Here is an 18,310-nt window from a genome sequence, read left to right as displayed (position 1 = left end):
GAAGGGAATTTACATGCGCTATCCTATATTGATCCACCCCAATGATAAATTGAAACGTGTCGCACAACCAATCGATGTGATCACAGATGAAACAATTACTTTACTAGATAACCTATATGAAACGATGGTTGCTAACGATGGTATTGGCATTGCCGCTCCACAAGTTGGTCAAAACAAGCGAGTTGCAATCGTAGAAGTAGATGAAGGTGAAAAGTTTGAATTAATCAATCCAGAAATTATTGATGCAAAGGGAGAAAGCATTGATGTAGAAGGTTGCTTAAGCATCCCTCATGTTTATGGGACCGTCAAACGGTTTGACGAAGTAACGGTTCGCTATTATGATCGTGAAGGCGAAGAAATCGAAGTAGTAGCCTTTGGTTACTTAGCTCGTGCCTTTCAGCATGAGATCGACCATTTAGACGGTATATTATTCGTTGAAAAAATGATTGAGCAAATTCCAGAAGCCGAATTAGAAGAGTATATGGAGGAACATCTTGATGACTAAATTAGTATTTATGGGAACGCCAGCTTTTTCAGTACCGATCCTTGAAGGCTTATTAGAAGAAGGGTATGAAGTAGTCGCAGTCGTGACACAACCTGATCGCCCTGTGGGACGTAAAAAAATCATCACCCCTACCCCAGTAAAAGAAGCAGCCGTGAAACACGGTTTATTGGTTTTACAACCTGAAAAAATCTCTGGTTCAGAAGAAATGGAAAAAATCATTGCCCTCCAACCAGATGTGATTATCACAGCTGCATTTGGTCAATTTTTACCAGAAAAATTATTACAGGCACCTGTTCACGGAGCTATAAATGTACATGCATCTTTATTGCCAAAATATCGAGGAGGGGCGCCAGTTCATTACTCGATTATCAACGGGGAAAAAGAAACCGGTGTAACGATCATGGAAATGATCAAAAAGATGGATGCAGGGGGTATTTATGCTCAAGAAAGTTTACCAATCACTAAACAAGACGATGTGGGAACCATGTTTGAAAAGTTAAGTGCATTAGGGAAACAACTATTACTTAAAACATTACCTGATATTTTGAATGGAAATTTGAGTCCACGTCCACAAGATGAATCAAAGGTAACTTTTTCGCCAAATATCACACGGGAGCAAGAAGCAATTGATTGGAACAAGACAGCAGAAGAGATCGACAACCAAGTCCGTGGGATGCGACCATGGCCGATTGCATTTACGACATACGAACAAACTCGTTGGAAACTTTTAAATGTAGAAGCGTTAGCTGAGAAAACTACGGCGGAGCCAGGGACCATCATCAAAAAAGATAAGAAAAATCTGTGGATTGCTTGTGGTAAACAAACGGTGTTGGCAATCAAAGAATTACAGCCAGCAGGTAAAGGAAAACAAGCAGTCAATGAGTTTTTGAATGGTAGTGGACAACAGGTAATGATTGGGCAGCAGGTGAAATAATGGCAAAAATACCAAAAAAAATGAAAAAATCTGTTCGTTATATGGCACTGATCACCCTTGAAAGAGTAAACAAGGGCGGTGCTTATTCTAATTTATTATTGAACGAAATGATCAATCAAGGGGATTTAAATCAAAAAGATGTTGGCTTGTTTACTGAATTAGTTTATGGAACGATCAGTCGTCAACTTTTACTGGAATTTTATGTCGCTCCATTGATAGCAAAAGCAAAAAAAGTGGATGATTGGGTTAAAACATTACTTTATTTGTCAGTTTATCAGTTGGAATTTCTAGATAAAGTTCCAGCTCATGCGATTTTAAATGAAGCGGTCGAAATTGCTAAGATCAAGGGAAATCCTGGTACTGGGAAATTTGTAAATGGTGTTTTAAGAAATTATCAACGACAAGGTAAACCAGATGTTGAACAAATCAGTGATCCGATTGAACGCTTATCCGTAAAAATCAGTTTACCGATCTGGTTAACCAAGCGATTGACTGATCAAATCGGTTATGAAGAAACGGAAAAATTAGGACTTTCACTCTACCAGCCAAGTCACGTCAGTGGTCGAGTAGATATCAGAAAATACCCTAGAGAACAAGCAATCGAGACACTCCAAGCAGAAGAAATTTCAGCGACAGCAAGTAAACTTAGTCCTTATGGGGTAATTGCTGAAAAAGGACATTTAGCATCTAGTTCCTTATTCCATGACGGGGTCATGACGATCCAAGATGAAAGTTCGATGCTGGTCGCACCCGCTATGCAAATCGAGCCAGAACATCATGTTTTAGATGCTTGTGCGGCACCAGGAGGAAAAACAACGCATATTGCCACGTTTTTAGATCCAACATGTGGTGGTGAAGTTACAGCACTGGATGTTCATGAACATAAAGTAAAACTCATCGAAGAAAATGCGGAACGCTTAGGTGTTTTTACAACTGTTTATGCACAAAAAATGGATGCACGTGAAGTGAAAGAGGAATTTTCAGCTGAAACATTTGATCGTATCTTAGTTGATGCCCCATGCTCAGGATTAGGACTATTGAGAAGAAAACCGGATATTCGTTATAAGAAAAATGCCAGCGAGTTAGCTAATTTACCAGCGATCCAATTGGCGATTTTGGAAAGTTGTGCATCTGTGTTAAAATCTTCTGGAATATTAACTTATAGTACTTGTACGATTCTTAAAGAGGAAAACCAAGAAGTCATTGAAACATTTTTACAGCGACATACTGATTTTGAAAGGATTGATGTTTTAGTTGATCCTGTGCTACAATCATCAATCGAAGATAAAATGTTGACTTTATACCCACATCAGTTCTATACAGATGGGTTTTTCATTTGTTGTTTGCGTAAAAAGTAATGAGGTGAAAGAATGCAGATTGAATATCAATCAGATGTAGGAAGACGACGTAATACAAATCAAGACTATGCGAGTGTTTTTACGAATCAAGCTGGGATTAAACTAGCAGTATTGGCAGATGGAATGGGCGGTCATCGTGCAGGTGATATCGCGAGCCAGATGGCAGTGACAAACTTAGGAACTGCTTGGGAAAATCTAAGTTTAAGTGATGACGAAAAAGTAGCGCAATGGTTCATCCAAACGATCCAAGAAGAAAATACTCGTATTTATCAACGTGGCCAAGAGCAACCAGAATACAATGGGATGGGAACGACGATCGTAGCAGCAGCTTTATCAGAAGATCAGTTTACTATTGCTCATGTGGGGGATAGCCGTGCCTACTTGATCCGTGAAGATAAAATCATTCAACTGACAGAAGATCATTCTTTAGTGAATGAACTAGTAAAATCTGGAGAAATCAGTGAAGAAATGGCAGCGAACCACCCACGAAAAAATATTTTAACTCGTTCTGTAGGAATGCCAGGATCTGTAGAAGTCGATGTATCGACTTATATTTGGCAATTAAAAGATCGTTTGTTGTTGTGTTCGGATGGGTTAACGAACATGTTATCTGAAGAAACGATTGGAACGATTATCAATCAAGAAGGGGCTTTGTTCGACAAGGTAACAGAATTAATCGAACGTGCAAATGAAGCAGGCGGAGCAGATAATATTACCGTTCTTCTGATCGAATACAAGGAGGACGTAGCATGATTGAGTTAGGCAAAAAGTTGAATGGTCGTTATCAAATCACTGGAAATATTGGTAGTGGGGGCATGGCAAATGTTTTTCTAGCCCATGACCTTATTTTAGATCGTGATGTCGCAGTCAAAGTGTTACGATTCGATTTCCAAAATGATCAAACGGCAATTAGACGATTCCAACGAGAAGCACTAGCTGCGACTGAACTAGTTCATCCTAATATTGTTAGTGTGTATGATGTTGGAGAAGAAGACAACATGCAGTATCTCGTGATGGAATATGTAAAAGGAATGGACCTGAAACGCTATATTCAAACCCATTATCCTGTTCCTTATGATACAGCAGTCAATATTATGCAACAAATTTTATCAGCTATTTCTTTAGCACATACGCACCAAATCATTCATCGTGATTTGAAACCACAAAATGTCTTGATCGATAATGAGGGCGTGGTCAAAATCACTGATTTTGGTATAGCAATCGCATTATCTGAAACATCGATCACACAAACGAATACGATGTTAGGCTCTGTCCATTACTTATCTCCTGAACAAGCTAGAGGAAGTATGGCTACGAAACAATCAGATATCTATGCCTTAGGGATCATTCTTTACGAATTATTAACTGGCAGTGTTCCTTTTGATGGTGAGTCTGCAGTGACGATTGCTTTGAAGCATTTCCAAGATGAGTTACCTTCAATCAAGGATCTAGACCCAACAACGCCGCAAGCTTTAGAAAATGTGGTATTGAAAGCTACTGCAAAAGAACCGGCAGATCGATATAAAACAGCAGAAGAAATGTCAGAAGACTTAGCAACAGCGCTGTCTCCTGCTCGGGCAAATGAAGCCAAATGGGTGCCACAAGCAATGACCAAAGAAACTCAAGTGATCACACCATTAGAAGAAGATACACCAATGCCAGAGTCATTTAAATCCATGCCATTACCTAAAGAAAAATCAGAAGAAACTCCTGTGATGGCAGAAGAGACAGTTCCTGATCCAAAGAGTAAAAAGCATAAAAAATGGTGGATTATTTTATTGGTGATCTTAGCCTTATTAGGAATCGGAACAGCCGTCTTTTTTGCTTCTGGAGGTCGTGGAGAAGTCGAAATTCCTGACGTTTCGGGATTATCAGAAGCGTCTGCCAGAGATACTTTAGCAAAAGCTAAATTAGAAGCAGCAACAAAAACCGAAGAGATCCCTGATGAACAAATCGAAGAAGGAGACGTTGTCAAAACGGACCCGGCAGCGGGAACTACAGTGAAACAAAACCGTGAAGTTACCCTTTACGTCAGCACAGGTAAGAAAAAAATCAAGTTAGATGATTATACTGGGATGAATTTTGACGAAGTAAGTAGCCGATTGAAGAAGCTTGGTTTTCCAGCTGATAGTATCGAGAAAAAAGACGAGTTCAGTGATGAAGTAGAAAATGGACGAATCATTTCCCAGTCGGATGAAGAAGGAACGGAAGTCGATCCAACGACAGATAAGATCACATTTGTTGTAAGCCAAGGCGCGCAACCAACGATGGGGGATTATACTGGTCAAAATTATGACACCGTTCGTGGGATATTGAGCTCAAATGGTTATAAAAGGATCAGTGAGACGTATGATTACAGCGATACGGTTCCAGCTGGTTCAATCATTAGCCAATTACCTAGTTACGGTGAACCATTGACTGAAAATAGCTATATCAGTTTTGTCGTTAGTCAAGGACCAAATGCGAAAACATTAAATGATATTTCAGGCTATACGAAAAGTGATGCACAAAGTTATTTATCAAGTATTGGCGCAGAATACATCGGACATGAGTCTTATGAATATTCTGATACCGTAGAAAAAGATAAAGTAATCCGAACAGCTCCTGGCGTGGGGGCATCGATCACTCCAGGAACGATCGTCAATGTCATTTATTCAAAAGGACCAGAACCAACCAAAGAATCAAAAGAATCATCAAGTTCAACCAAAGAATCGTCAAGCAGCAAAGAAAGTTCAAGTACTGCTACGTCTAAAGAAGAAAGCACGTCGTCTTCATCCAAATAGTAATAACAATAAAAAATAGCAGAGCGTTTCTAAACGTGCTCTGCTATTTTTTATTGAGTTTCGCTAAGTTTCTTGTCAGGAACGCCACATGATTTTTCTTTCCTGTGGTAAAATAAGGAAAACTGGAGGTGGCATACATCAAAGGACAAATCAGAAAAGCAATTAGTGGGTTTTATTATGTACACGCAGACGGTGAGACCTATCAAACGAGAGGACGAGGAAACTTTCGTAATCGAAAAATCACTCCGTTAGTGGGTGACCAAGTACTATTTGAAAGCGAAAACAAGACGGACGGTTATTTGTTAGAAGTGATGCCTCGTAAAAATCAACTGGTGCGTCCACCGGTAGCAAATGTCGATTTAGGTGTCGTAGTTACAAGCTTGGTAGAACCAAATTTTTCTTATAATTTATTGGATCGCTTTCTAGTGACTTTAGAATATGAATCCATTGAACCTGTCATATTTTTGACAAAAACAGATCTTGCGTCAAACGAACAGCAAATCGATGAGATCAAGCAAACGTATGAAACGATCGGTTATCCAGTGATTGTTCCGAAATATCCTGGAGATACTGCAGAATTAATTCGTTACTTCCCAGAACGATTGACCGTTTTTATGGGCCAATCTGGTGCTGGAAAATCTACACTCTTAAACCAAATTTCGCCAGATCTAAACTTAGAAACGGGGGAAATCTCTGATTCTTTAGGACGTGGGAGACATACAACGAGACATGTGGAATTACTCCCATTGTATGATGGTTTAGTAGCAGATACACCAGGATTCAGCTCGATCGATTTTTTGACGATCGAAACGACTGAATTACCAAAACAGTTTCCTGAATTTGTCAGTGCATCGAACCATTGCCGTTTTAGAGAATGCATGCATGCTAAAGAGCCTGGGTGCGAGGTGAAACGCCAGGTCGAAACAGGTGAGATTGCCCAAACACGTTATGAGAACTATTTGCAATTTTTACAGGAAGTCGAAAATCGAAAACCAATCTATTCTAAAAAAGAAGGTAAACGAAAATAGGAGGAAGCATTGATGAAAATAGCACCATCTATCTTAAGCGCAGATTTTTCTAATTTACAAAGAGACATCGAACTAGTAGAAAAAGGAGGGGCAGATTACATCCATGTAGATGTAATGGATGGACAATTTGTTCCAAATATTACATTTGGTCCCAATATCGTACAAGCCATTCGACCAATTACTAAGTTGCCACTAGACGTACATTTGATGATTGTTGACCCGGAAAAATATATTCCGGCGTTTGCGAAGGCTGGAGCAGATATCATCACGGTGCATGTGGAAGCCACTCCACACATTCATCGGGCATTGCAAATGATGAAAGATCTAGGCGTGAAATCAGGAGTCGTGATTAATCCAGGCACACCTATAACGATGATCAAACATGTTTTACCGATAGCAGATCAGGTCTTAGTGATGACTGTTAACCCAGGATTTGGCGGACAAAGTTTCATTGAAGAAACGGTAGAGAAAATTGCTGAATTATCAGAATTACGCGAGCAAAATAATTGGCATTATTCCATTGAAGTAGATGGCGGTATCGTTCCTGAAACCGCACAAATTTGTCAAAAAGCTGGAGCAGATGTTTTCGTTGCCGGTTCTTATATCTATAACTCAGAAGATCCAGTGGGACAAATCAATCAGTTAAAAGAGGCATTGAAATAAATGCAGGTTTTATTAGTGGCAGGAGGTTCTCCTGGAAATTGGCCAGAACTACAAAACAGTTATGACTGTTATATAGGCATTGATCGTGGTGCATGGTATCTTCTTCAAAACAATTTTCCCTTGGATTTAGCAATCGGTGACTTTGATTCGTTATCGGTAGATGAAAAAAAACAAGTTGAACAAGCAGCGAATGAACTGATCCAAGCACCAGCAGAAAAAGATGATACAGATACGCAGTTGGGGTTGTGTCAAGCCATTGAACGATATCCAGAAGCAACAATCACGATCATTGGCGCAACTGGTGGGCGATTGGATCACCTGCTTGCTAACCTTTGGCTACCGTTAGAACCAAGATTTAAACCACATGCTCAAAAGATCATTATTTGGGATCGTCAAAATCATGTCACCTACTATTTACCTGGCAAACATGTGATTACCAAAATGGATAAAATGCGTTATTTGGCCTATTGTTGTTTGACGCCTGTAACAGAGCTGTCCATCCAAAAGAGCAAGTATGAACTGGAAACAACTGATGTGAGCCAAGCAACTTCTTATGCAAGCAATGAATTTGTTTCAGATACGGCTGATTTTTCCTTTTCAACTGGGATGGTCGCAGTGATTCAAAGTAAAGATTAAGTTTGCTCTAACCGAGTAAATACAACAGAAATAGTTAAAAATGACAAGTCAAATTATTTACTAAAAAAAAGCTTAAGAGAGGTGTCATACCTTTTGTTTCGCCTCAATTAGTGATAAAATTGACCATAAGAGTCTAATTAATTCGAGGTGTCTTTGTGAAGAAGTTCAATCCTAATAAAAATATTATTATTACCTTAATCATTGTTATCATTGTGGTGACAATCTTAAGTGTGACTGCCGCGCAACGAGCGAATGAAGGAAAACCTAATTTCTTCCAGTCTTTTGTCAATGACAGTGTTTCATTTGTTGACCGTGCAATCTCTGCGCCCGTAAGATGGGTCGAAAATGGAGTGGATTCAGTCCATAATCTTTTCACGACTTATTCTGAAAATGAGCGATTAAAAGAGAAAATCGATAGTTATGATGAATTAGCATTAAAAAATAAAAATGACCAAAAAGAAATCGAAGCATTAAAGAAAGAACTTAACTTAAATCAAACATTGACTAACTATGAAAAAGTAACGGCGAATGTGATTACACGCTCACCAGATACTTGGCAAGATATGTTGATCGTTGATAAAGGATCAAAAGATGGCATTGAAGTGAACATGGCGGTAATGGCACAAAAAGGATTAATTGGTCGAGTAGTTGAAGTCAATCGTACTTCTTCTAAGATCGAGCTGCTGACTTCGTCAAATGAAAGTTCGAATCATTTCCCAGTTCGGGTATCTTCTTCTAGTGGAGAAGCGTTTGGATTATTGAAAAACTATGACGAAAAACTGCAAGCGTTAGTCGTGACACAATTAACTGGAGATACGAATATCAAAGAAGGCGACGTCGTTCAAACTTCTGGCTTAGGTGGGAACTCACCAGCAGATCTGCCGATCGGAACAGTCATCAAGACCAAACCAGATAGTTATGGCTTGGATCGTGAAGTATATGTGAAGCCTTACGCTGGAATGTATGATCTGCCAGTTGTGACGATCGTGCAACGACTGGTGGAGGATTAACCTATGCTGAAAAAAGATACAATGAAATATTACTTGCCAGTTGTATTGTTCTTATTGATGTTGATTGATGGGCATTTGACTAGAATGTTTGTCGAGTGGTCAAATGGGCAATACATGGCTAGTGCCCATTTTCTCATTTTGGCTTTGCTGTTTTGCAGTATGAAATTTCCTAAAAGGTATTTATTGATTACAACGGTCGTCCTTGGAGCAATCTTTGATACCTACTATATCGGTGTAATCGGGATCTATGCGGTGGCATTACCACTGATGGTCTTTATTATGTATTCGATGAGTTCTTATATCCACTTTAATATCTTTACAGAATTTTTTAGTATGATTATTTTTGTTACGGGGTATGAGTTGTTCACTTTAGCTGTACAATTGATTTTCAAATTAGTATCTGTAAATAACACTTACTTTATTACTAGATATCTTGGGCCAACTTTATTATTAACGATGATTCTATTCGCAGTTTTTGTTTTTCCATTCAAGAAATTATTCAGTGATGAATAATTTCTTTTTTTTGTACTGATTTCTGAAATAAATGTCATATTTTGTGAATAATCATTGAAACTTACATGTTTGTCATTTTAAGATTTTATTTTGAAATGTTTTTGTAACATAACTATTATATCGTTGACATACTGCTATGGTACAATTTTTATATCGTTAAGAAAGACTTAAATATATTTAGATATTTATTAAATTAAGCCAGTCGGAGGAATGAAGAGTGAAAAAGAGTTTATTATCAGCGGTAATGCTAAGTTCAATCGCTTTAACTGCCGTAGGATCACCGATCGCTGCCGCGGCGGACGATTTTGATTCTCAGATACAACAACAAGACAAAAAAATTGCAGACTTACAAAACCAACAAGCAAGTGCACAATCACAAATTGAAGCATTAGAAGGTCAAGTTTCTGCTATTAACACAAAAGCGCAAGATTTATTAACTAAACAAGATACATTGCGTAAAGAATCTGCTCAATTAAAACAAGAAATCAAAGATTTACAAGAACGTATTGAAAAACGTGAAGCAACAATCCAAAAACAAGCACGTGAAACACAAGTAAAAAATACTAGTTCAAACTATATTGACGCTGTGTTAAATGCAGATTCATTAGCAGATGCTGTTGGTCGTATCCAAGCAATGTCTACAATCGTTAAAGCAAACCAAGACTTAGTACAACAACAAAAAGAAGACAAACAAGCAGTAGAAGCGAAAAAAGCTGAAAATGAAGCAAAACAAAAAGAACTTGCTGACAACCAAGCTGCTTTAGAGTCACAAAAAGGCGATTTATTAGCAAAACAAGCTGACTTAAATGTCTTGAAAACTTCATTGGCTGCTGAACAAGCAACAGCAGAAGATAAGAAAGCTGACTTGAACCGTAAGAAAGCTGAAGCTGAAGCAGAGCAAGCACGTATCCGTGAACAAGCTCGCTTAGCAGAACAAGCTCGTCAACAAGCAGCTCAAGAAAAAGCTGAAAAAGAAGCACGTGAACAAGCTGCTGCACAAGCTGCACAAACACAAGCTTCATCATCAGCATCAACTACAACAGAAAGCTCATCAGCTGCACAATCTTCAAGTGAAGAATCAAAAGCTCCTGAGTCTTCAACAACAGAAGAATCAACATCTACTGAATCTTCTACAACAACAGAAAATTCATCAACTGGCTCTTCTTCTACTGAATCATCTTCAACAGAAGAATCAACAGTTCCTGAATCTTCTACACAAGAGTCAACACCTGCGAATACAGAAAGCAGTTCAAGCAGCTCTAATACAAATGTAAATAATAATACAAACAATAGTACTAATAACAGCACTAATAATAGCACTAATAACAGTACAACAAATAACAACAATAACAATAATACTGTAACACCAGCTCCAACACCTACACCAACGCCTGCTCCAGCACCAGCACCAAATCCTTCTGGTAGTGTGAACGGCGCTGCGATTGTAGCAGAAGCTTACAAATATATTGGTACTCCATATGTATGGGGTGGTAAAGATCCAAGTGGCTTTGACTGTTCTGGATTTACACGCTATGTATATTTACAAGTAACTGGCCGTGACATCGGTGGTTGGACAGTACCTCAAGAATCAGCTGGAACAAAAATTTCAGTTTCTCAAGCAAAAGCTGGAGACTTATTATTCTGGGGTTCTGCTGGCGGAACTTATCACGTAGCTATTTCATTAGGTGGCGGACAATATATCCATGCACCACAACCAGGTGAAAATGTTAAAGTTGGTTCAGTTCAATGGTACACACCTGATTTTGCAGTAAGTATGTAATAATAAATAGAATGAACAGGAGGAGAAATCTTCCTGTTCATTTTTTTTTGTGGCTCTATTCTTTTTGATGTTGGTGAAATTCACCAACATCTTTTTTATAGTTTAAAAAGTATAAAAATGATACCCTATGATTCTAAGGTTTCTTTTTACCAATATCCTTTGACAACGTGTCTTTTTTAGTCTGTAATGCAATCAGTGAGTAAAGAATGAAGTTTATATGTAGCTATAAAATAGTAGGGGACATTGGTGATTTTCACAAAAAATGATCATGGATGTTTGGAATGAGAGACGAAGCAACCAAAATAAATGAGCTAGAGTGAAGAAGGTTGGTGTAAACCAATCACTATTCTCTCTAGCTCATTTGGACTTATTAGTCAAAATAGGATTTCCAATGAATGAAAAAACTGCTATTTTTACTGTTTATGAATCGATCATTTTATCTAGTAATGATTTAGCTTGATCAATTAATGTACATATTCTTCAGAAAGTGTCATGAAACTATTGATATCCTCTAAAACCATATCGATGCCAGCTTGCCAGAAATCTGGTTTCGTTAAGTCAACACCTAAATGTTTTTGAGCAAGTTCTTCGGTTGTCATTGAAGCTGTATCTCTTAATAACTCAATGTATTCTTGCTCAAAACTTGTTCCTTTTTTGTTTGCATAAGCATAAATACCTAAACTAAATAAATAGCCAAACGTGTAAGGGAAGTTATAAAAAGGAACATCATCAATAAAGAAATGCAATTTAGCTGCCCAGAAGTGTGGGTGGTAAGTAGCTAAGGCATCATGATAACCTTCTTTTTGAGCTTCAACCATCATTTGAGTGATTTCTTCTTCTGAAACAAGTCCTTCTTGTCGCGCAGAATAGAAACGATTTTCGAAAATGAAACGAGAATGGATATTCATAAACATGGCCAAAGCATTTTGTAATTTAGTATCTAATAAATTGATTTTTTCTTCTTTCGTTTTGGCTGCTTTTAAGGTAGCATCAGCGACAATCAATTCAGCAAACGTGCTAGCAGTTTCTGCAACATTCATTGCGTAATCACGGTTCAATGCTGGCAGATCCCACATGACACTACTATGAAAGGCATGACCTAATTCGTGGGCTAGCGTAGCTACTTCATTGACTGAGTTACTATAGGTCATAAAAATTCTGGATTCTTGGGTTTCTGGCAGCTCAGTACAATACCCGCCAGGTCGTTTTCCCGGACGATCCTCTGCTTCAATCCAACTTTTTTCAAATGCAGATTGTGCAAAGGTTGCCATTTTGGGACTGAATTTTTGGAAATTCTCAATGATAAAAGAGGCAGCTTCGTCAAAGGTAAACGTCTTTTCCTTTAGATCTCCTAAAATAATTGGTGCATCTTGATCTTGCCACTCCATTTTTTCTTTACCGAAAAGATTGGCTTTTCTTGTTAAGTAATCAACTAACGGTTGTTTATTTTTTTGGATAGTTGCCCACATCACATCAAGTGTTTCTTTTTTCAAACGATTGTATTCTAATGGTTTTTGTAAATAGTCGTTCATACCATGTAGTTTATAGGTTGATAAACGGAAACCATCTAAGTGATTTAATGTGTCCGATAGTAAAGACGTTTTTTCTTGCCAAGCTTTTTCCCAGGCAATAAATAACTTTTCACGTACGAGTGGATCTGGATCACCCATCATTTTATTGAAGGCTTGACCTGCTGACAAGTCAGTTACCTTGCCATTTTCTTCAAATGGAATCACGATTGTTCCCACAATTGTGTCGTAATGACTGCTCCACGCGTTCAGCCCGTCTAATGAGAGTGTATTGATGATGTTTTCTTCTGCTTCGGACAATAAACGATGACCGTCTCTGCGAATCTCATTCATACGAAAAGCAATCAAAGAAAATTCATCTGTTTGGAGCAATGTTTGCCAATTATTGTCAGATATTTCTGCAAATTTTTTCGATAAAATCGTATCGGCTGATTGCCAACGTGGTAATAGTGCATATAATTTTCCTGATAAAAGCTTTGCTTGGGTATCTTTGACATTCGCAGATAACAAAGCCGTAATATAACTATTACATTGAGAAAAACCTTCTGTAATTGTTTCTTGTTGTTTGATCAGTGTCGTAAGTTCATCATTTGTACTGACTGAATGATCCCATTGATTAACGCATTGATAATAGGTATTGATTTGTTTTTCTAATTGTTCTAAGCGTTCATTTAAGGCTGGGGAATCACTTCCACCTGAAAAAATTGAATCAAGATCCCAATTTAGTGAATATGTCATGAAAAAGCTCCCTTCAATTTATAATACAATTAGTATAGCATTATTTTCTTATTTAAGTCTCTAAGAAAAGTTTGTTGTTTCGTAAAAAAAGAGCTATTATAAATGGCAGAGGTGACTTATGAATTCAATAAAAAAACAAATGAAAAATGGCAACTTTTATTTAGTTGTTGCAGTACTCATCATGGCTCTCTTATTTTACAGTTCATCGCAAACTTACGGACAACAATCCCAAGTCTCCAGGATCGAAGAGTGGTTTCCCAATCATCCGTTTAAACAAGTATTTGATAATATTCGTTTTACTTATGGCGATGGTGTAGTGAGTGTAGATCATTTAGGTTATGGTAAATTCGTTGAATTTTTCTTACGAAAAGGTGCTCATTTTGGGGCTTATTTTATTTTAGGTGGTAGTTTGTTTTTAGGGGTCTTTCCTAAAATGAAAATCTGGTGGTTAACAAGTGTCTTAGCTTGGTTATCGGCGACCGGTTATGCTGGGTTAGATGAATTTCATCAGATGCTTACAGGGGATCGAACACCGTCTTTCCAAGATGTCATGCTCGATTCAATGGGGGCATTGACAGCGATTGTCTTATGCTTGATCGTTGGTTTTGTGAGAAAAAAATTTTAGGTAGAAGGATCAATTAGTGTACATGAAAAAATGAGTTATAGAAGTAATTAAAATTGAGTATGAAGCCGAAAAATCCTAAAATAGTTTTCTATTTTAGGATTTTTCGGCTTCATTTCGTAGTATACTTGTGATTCATTTTTATAAAATAGAACTTGTGGATCAAAGCCAGCTGTTGTTTATTTATGGATAGATTGGATTGGAATTTATTTTAGGAGTGGTTGATTTTATCCTTGAATCATTATCTGTACCTCTCTTTGGGCACTAGTTTTTTATACGGTGACGCCTTTTGTGTATCGCTGTATAATCCTTTCATTATTTCTTCAAACAGAAGTTCATATGTATGTAATAATTTCTGGTGATTAGCTTCGCGATCGTAGTATGAATATTATCCAGTTGCTGAAGGATTGAACAGAGGAGGCCCTTACCATTTAAAAATGATTGCATTTTTCTCTTGTCACTAGCTAGTTTTTTGACTAAAATCTTTTGTTCAAATTCATTATTCTCTGGTTTGACGAGTAGTTTTTGCTGGTCTGCGATACTAGCGGTTAATTCTAAGATCTGTTGCTCAGTGTAACCAAGAAACTGTTGATAATAAGTTTTTTTAGCTTGTAACTTATCGTCCATGTTATTCCCCCTTTGATAGTGATAGACGTAAAAAAACTGGTCTCTCTAAAGTTTAAGATAAACTTTGTTGAGAAACCAGTTTTTTTATGAATTCATTTTTTATTGAAGCTATCAGAAAATGATTACTGGTGTACCTTTTTCTACCATGCCAAACAATTCTTTCATGACACTTGGTGGCGTATTGACACATCCATGAGATCCACGAGTTTTCCAAAGATCGCCACCATATTCAGGTTGCCAGTCGGAATCATGGATACCAACGCCTGTCCAGTCAACTGGCATCCAGTAGTTTACAGGACTTGCATAAGGGGTTCCATCATCATTCGTTCCTTTTAATGTGGCATTTTCCTCTTTGTTCCAAACATAGAAAACACCAGCTGGAGTAGGGGTCTTAGGTTTTCCAGACACGATGTCAGTTTCTAGCGCAACTTTACCATCCTTGTAATACCACATATGCTGGTTTTTTAAATCAACTTCGATATAGGTATCTTCTATTAAAGGATGATCAGCTGTTGTGGCACCTTGAACAATTGGTGAACGGGTAAAGTCTTTACCTGCCAAAATGGCTGACTTCAAAGCTTCTGTTTCTGCATCAGTTTTGATTGACCAACTATAGGTACCAACAGGAACCGTTACTTCACCACGTTTTGTACTTTTAAATTTCGTGTCATTCGTACTCGTGTTATATTTTTCTCCTAAACCTGTTACATAGTTTTTAACTTGTGTTGTATCTAAATCAACTTTACCATCTGTATAAGTTAGCCAGTTAGCAATTTCAGAACGAGGTATCTGGAAAGTATTGCCGTTGATACTATAGGTTCCTTTGATATTAGCAATGGCATTCATTTCATCGACTTGTTTTGTTAAATTTTTATCGGTCGCTGTCACTTTTGGTTTTGTTTGAAATTTAGTTAAATCAATTTTGTTTTTGCCATCCTTCACACTGGTTTTCAGCGCGTTGATAGCTGCTGTCACATCAATCGTATCGCCAGTTACTTCTGGTTTTATTTTGAAAGAGTCACCAGATTTTTCAATCGTCGCATCTTGTGTCTGTGTCCGATCTTTATTTAATTCGGTTAGCTTATTCGTCGTGGAAGCCAGCGTTTCATCTAGTTTTTGATGATCAGTATCTTGCGGATCAATTTCTTGTTTTTCACTAGCGGAAACATAGTTCATGCCCCATGACCAAGCATTTTGTTGGTTTAACAATCGAGATAAATCTGCTGAAAAGTCATCTTTATAACCAAGCTCAGATTTTGCGATCTCTTCCCAAACTTTCCCATTTTCTTCAATCGTCAGCTTTTTATTGGAAAAGGTGTCTTTTAATTTGTCATTTGCCTGTTGCACGGTCAGGTTACTTACATTGATGGAATTAATTTCCGTGTTAGGTAAAAAATGATTGGTGTAATATGTACTGCGGTAAGCGTAAAAGCCGATTAATGCAAGGAATACGCCTAGCGTAGTTAATAGACCAATGTGTAGCGATTTCGATTTTTTATGATGAGAAGATCTTGTCATGCGGGCAGCTCCTTATTTGATAGTTTAGCGTATAACGAACTAATCATAGCATATTTTGAGAAAAAAGACGAAGGGGACAAATGATTTAGCAAAAATTTAACGATCGTTAAGTAAAAAAATCAAGCAGAATGCTGATATTCTGCTTGATTAAGTGGTTAAATTTATTCTAATTATTCAGCGTCTAATTTAGAAAAAGCTTCATCTAAGATTTCTTTTAATTGTTTAGCTGAAGCAGCCATACGATCTTGTTCGCTGTCACTTAGAGGGATTTCGATAACTTTTTGGATACCTTGACGGTTGATTACTGCAGGGGCACCAATGTAGATATCGTTCAAGCCGTATTCACCATTCATAAATACAGATAGTGGAAGTACAGCATTTTCATCATCTAAGATGGCACGAGTGATACGTGCTAAGGCTACAGCGATACCATAGAAAGTAGCGCCTTTCTTTTCAATGATTGTGTAAGCAGCATCACGTACACCAAAGAATAAGTTAACCATTGCTTCTTCATCAACGTCTGGATTGTTTTTAACCCATTCATAAATTTGTAAACCAGCAACGTTAGCATGTGACCAAACAGGAAATTCTGAGTCACCGTGTTCACCTAAGATATAAGCATGGACGTTACGTGCATCAACATCAACTAATTCTGCAAGTGCTTGACGGAAGCGAGCTGAGTCAAGTGAAGTACCTGAACCGATTACGCGTTCTTTAGGGAAGCCTGAGAATTTCCAAGTTGAGTAAGTTAAAATATCTACTGGGTTAGCAGCAACTAAGAAAATACCATTGAATCCTGATTCAACAATTTGTGTTACTACATCGCGGTTGATTTTTAAGTTTTTATTTACTAAGTCTAAGCGAGTTTCACCTGGTTTTTGTGGTGCACCAGCAGTGATAACTACTAAGTCAGCATCATGTGCATCTGCATAAGTAGCAGAGTAGATTTTTTTAGGTGAAGTAAATGCTAGAGCATGTGATAAATCAATAGCATCTCCTTCAGTTTTTGCTGTGTTGATATCTACGATACCTACTTCTTGTGCAATGTTTTGAGTAACTAGAGCAAAGGCATAGCTAGAACCTACGGCGCCATCTCCAACAAGAATTACTTTTTGATGATCTTTTTTTTCTGCAGCTGCAGTCATTATATATCAATCCTTCCATTGATTTTGTTTTTTCCCATGCCTATGCTAACATTTATCAAGCCCGCTGTCACGCTATTTGGCTATAAAATATAACAGATAACAAGGTTGTATTATATGTAAAAGCTTACATGTGCGTGATTTCACTATTTTTAAAAGGTTATTAATTTATTAGACTTTGAAGAAAATTTTAATTTCTTTATCATTTGTTAAACATTCTCTTTTTGTTGAAACAGGTACTTGTGTGTTATACTTAATAGTAGAAAGTAAAAAAATGAAAAAATGAGTCAAAGACTGGATTGCTTTAGGGCGCTCCAGCCTTTTGTGCTGCTTTTTTCAATTAGGTGGTAGAACAAATGAAAATGATCGTAGGGCTTGGAAACCCAGGAACCAAATATGCACAAACCAAACATAATATCGGCTTTATGGTCGTTGATCGCATGGCTGAAAAGCAACAAGCTGTGTTTAAAAAAAATACATTTGAAGCGGAAGTTGCAGAGTTTTTCTATCAAGGAGAAAAAATCTTATTAGTGAAGCCGCAAACTTTTATGAACGAATCTGGTCGTGCTGTAGGACCATTAATGACTTATTTCGGTATTTATCCGGAAGAATTAGTTGTTGTTTATGATGATTTAGATCTTGTAACTGGCAAGATCCGCTTGCGCCAAAAAGGGAGTGCTGGAGGGCATAATGGAATAAAAAGTATCATTTCTCACTTGAATACAAATGTATTTGACCGTATCAAAGTAGGCATTGGTCGACCAGAAGGAAACAAAACTGTTGTTCAACACGTGCTAAGCCCATTTAGTAAAGAAGTTCAACCATTGATTGAAGCAAGTATCGATCAGTCAGTGGCAGCACTCGAGTTTATGCTGGATGGTCATTCGTTTATCGATACGATGAACAAATTCAATTAGCGAAGGA

At 37.6% G+C, this 18,310-nt stretch carries 17 protein-coding genes; 13 read left to right on the top strand and 4 right to left on the bottom strand.

Annotated elements, in window-relative coordinates; all coding sequences use genetic code 11:
- Positions 1 to 13 precede the first annotated feature (13 nt).
- The 11 genes from def (at position 14) to IGK21_RS12150 (ending at position 11,210) form a co-directional block, all read left to right on the top strand.
- A complete protein-coding gene (def, locus tag IGK21_RS12200) occupies positions 14 to 505 on the top strand; it encodes a peptide deformylase (protein ID WP_010720599.1) in 492 nt (163 codons plus the stop codon).
- Complete coding sequence (fmt, locus tag IGK21_RS12195; RefSeq protein WP_034700030.1) at positions 498 to 1,439, top strand: methionyl-tRNA formyltransferase; 942 nt, start codon at positions 498 to 500, stop codon at positions 1,437 to 1,439. The genes def and fmt overlap by 8 nt, the downstream gene beginning before the upstream one ends.
- Positions 1,439 to 2,797, top strand: a complete 1,359-nt coding sequence (gene rsmB, locus IGK21_RS12190; RefSeq protein ID WP_010720597.1) for a 16S rRNA (cytosine(967)-C(5))-methyltransferase RsmB — start codon at positions 1,439 to 1,441, stop codon at positions 2,795 to 2,797. Before fmt ends, rsmB begins: the two co-directional genes overlap by 1 nt.
- A gap of 12 nt (positions 2,798 to 2,809) precedes the next feature.
- Positions 2,810 to 3,550, top strand: coding sequence for a Stp1/IreP family PP2C-type Ser/Thr phosphatase (locus IGK21_RS12185; protein ID WP_010720596.1), 741 nt, complete (start codon positions 2,810 to 2,812; stop codon positions 3,548 to 3,550).
- Entirely contained in the window at positions 3,547 to 5,580 is a 2,034-nt protein-coding gene (gene pknB / locus IGK21_RS12180) for a Stk1 family PASTA domain-containing Ser/Thr kinase (protein WP_034700028.1), read from the top strand. The genes IGK21_RS12185 and pknB overlap by 4 nt, the downstream gene beginning before the upstream one ends.
- 128 nt (positions 5,581 to 5,708) lie before the next feature.
- Positions 5,709 to 6,608: a ribosome small subunit-dependent GTPase A gene (gene rsgA, locus IGK21_RS12175; RefSeq protein ID WP_010737282.1), complete on the top strand. Its 900-nt coding sequence runs from the start codon at positions 5,709 to 5,711 to the stop codon at positions 6,606 to 6,608.
- A 12-nt stretch (positions 6,609 to 6,620) separates the two neighbouring features.
- Positions 6,621 to 7,271: a ribulose-phosphate 3-epimerase gene (rpe, locus tag IGK21_RS12170; RefSeq protein ID WP_010720593.1), complete on the top strand. Its 651-nt coding sequence runs from the start codon at positions 6,621 to 6,623 to the stop codon at positions 7,269 to 7,271.
- Positions 7,272 to 7,907 (top strand): thiamine diphosphokinase, encoded by a 636-nt coding sequence (locus IGK21_RS12165; RefSeq protein ID WP_034700026.1) that lies wholly within the window; start codon positions 7,272 to 7,274, stop codon positions 7,905 to 7,907.
- Between the two features lie 155 nt (positions 7,908 to 8,062).
- The gene (gene mreC, locus IGK21_RS12160; RefSeq protein ID WP_010720591.1) at positions 8,063 to 8,917 is read left to right on the top strand and encodes a rod shape-determining protein MreC; all 855 of its coding nucleotides are present in this window, start codon (positions 8,063 to 8,065) and stop codon (positions 8,915 to 8,917) included.
- Between the two features lie 3 nt (positions 8,918 to 8,920).
- Positions 8,921 to 9,430 (top strand): rod shape-determining protein MreD, encoded by a 510-nt coding sequence (gene mreD, locus IGK21_RS12155; RefSeq protein WP_010737284.1) that lies wholly within the window; start codon positions 8,921 to 8,923, stop codon positions 9,428 to 9,430.
- 217 nt (positions 9,431 to 9,647) lie between these two features.
- Positions 9,648 to 11,210, top strand: coding sequence for a C40 family peptidase (locus IGK21_RS12150; protein ID WP_034700024.1), 1,563 nt, complete (start codon positions 9,648 to 9,650; stop codon positions 11,208 to 11,210).
- A gap of 464 nt (positions 11,211 to 11,674) precedes the next feature.
- Here IGK21_RS12150 and IGK21_RS12145 read toward each other — a convergent pair whose 3' ends face one another.
- The gene (locus IGK21_RS12145) at positions 11,675 to 13,477 is read right to left on the bottom strand and encodes a M3 family oligoendopeptidase (RefSeq protein ID WP_034700022.1); all 1,803 of its coding nucleotides are present in this window, start codon (positions 13,475 to 13,477) and stop codon (positions 11,675 to 11,677) included.
- A 118-nt stretch (positions 13,478 to 13,595) separates the two neighbouring features.
- On the opposite strand from IGK21_RS12145, the gene IGK21_RS12140 reads away from it, so the two are divergent.
- Positions 13,596 to 14,102 (top strand): VanZ family protein, encoded by a 507-nt coding sequence (locus IGK21_RS12140; RefSeq protein WP_181915160.1) that lies wholly within the window; start codon positions 13,596 to 13,598, stop codon positions 14,100 to 14,102.
- A gap of 312 nt (positions 14,103 to 14,414) precedes the next feature.
- Here the strand turns inward: IGK21_RS12140 and IGK21_RS12135 are convergent, their stop codons facing one another.
- From IGK21_RS12135 to IGK21_RS12125, 3 genes are all read right to left on the bottom strand, one after another.
- Positions 14,415 to 14,726: a hypothetical protein gene (locus IGK21_RS12135; RefSeq protein WP_181915159.1), complete on the bottom strand. Its 312-nt coding sequence runs from the start codon at positions 14,724 to 14,726 to the stop codon at positions 14,415 to 14,417.
- A gap of 111 nt (positions 14,727 to 14,837) precedes the next feature.
- Positions 14,838 to 16,244, bottom strand: coding sequence for a L,D-transpeptidase family protein (locus IGK21_RS12130; protein WP_010720585.1), 1,407 nt, complete (start codon positions 16,242 to 16,244; stop codon positions 14,838 to 14,840).
- Between the two features lie 170 nt (positions 16,245 to 16,414).
- Complete coding sequence (locus IGK21_RS12125) at positions 16,415 to 17,389, bottom strand: L-lactate dehydrogenase (protein ID WP_005875171.1); 975 nt, start codon at positions 17,387 to 17,389, stop codon at positions 16,415 to 16,417.
- Positions 17,390 to 17,742: 353 nt separating this feature from the next.
- Between IGK21_RS12125 and pth the strand changes: the two genes are divergently transcribed.
- A complete protein-coding gene (gene pth, locus IGK21_RS12120) occupies positions 17,743 to 18,303 on the top strand; it encodes an aminoacyl-tRNA hydrolase (protein ID WP_010720584.1) in 561 nt (186 codons plus the stop codon).
- The last annotated feature ends 7 nt before the right edge of the window (positions 18,304 to 18,310 follow it).

The organism is Enterococcus sp. DIV1421a (genome assembly GCF_051711025.1).
In the GTDB taxonomy this organism is placed as follows: Bacteria; Bacillota; Bacilli; order Lactobacillales; family Enterococcaceae; genus Enterococcus_B; species Enterococcus_B hirae.
The sequence above is the reverse complement of the archived record's forward strand: the minus strand, read 5'-3'. Positions and strand labels throughout refer to the sequence as shown.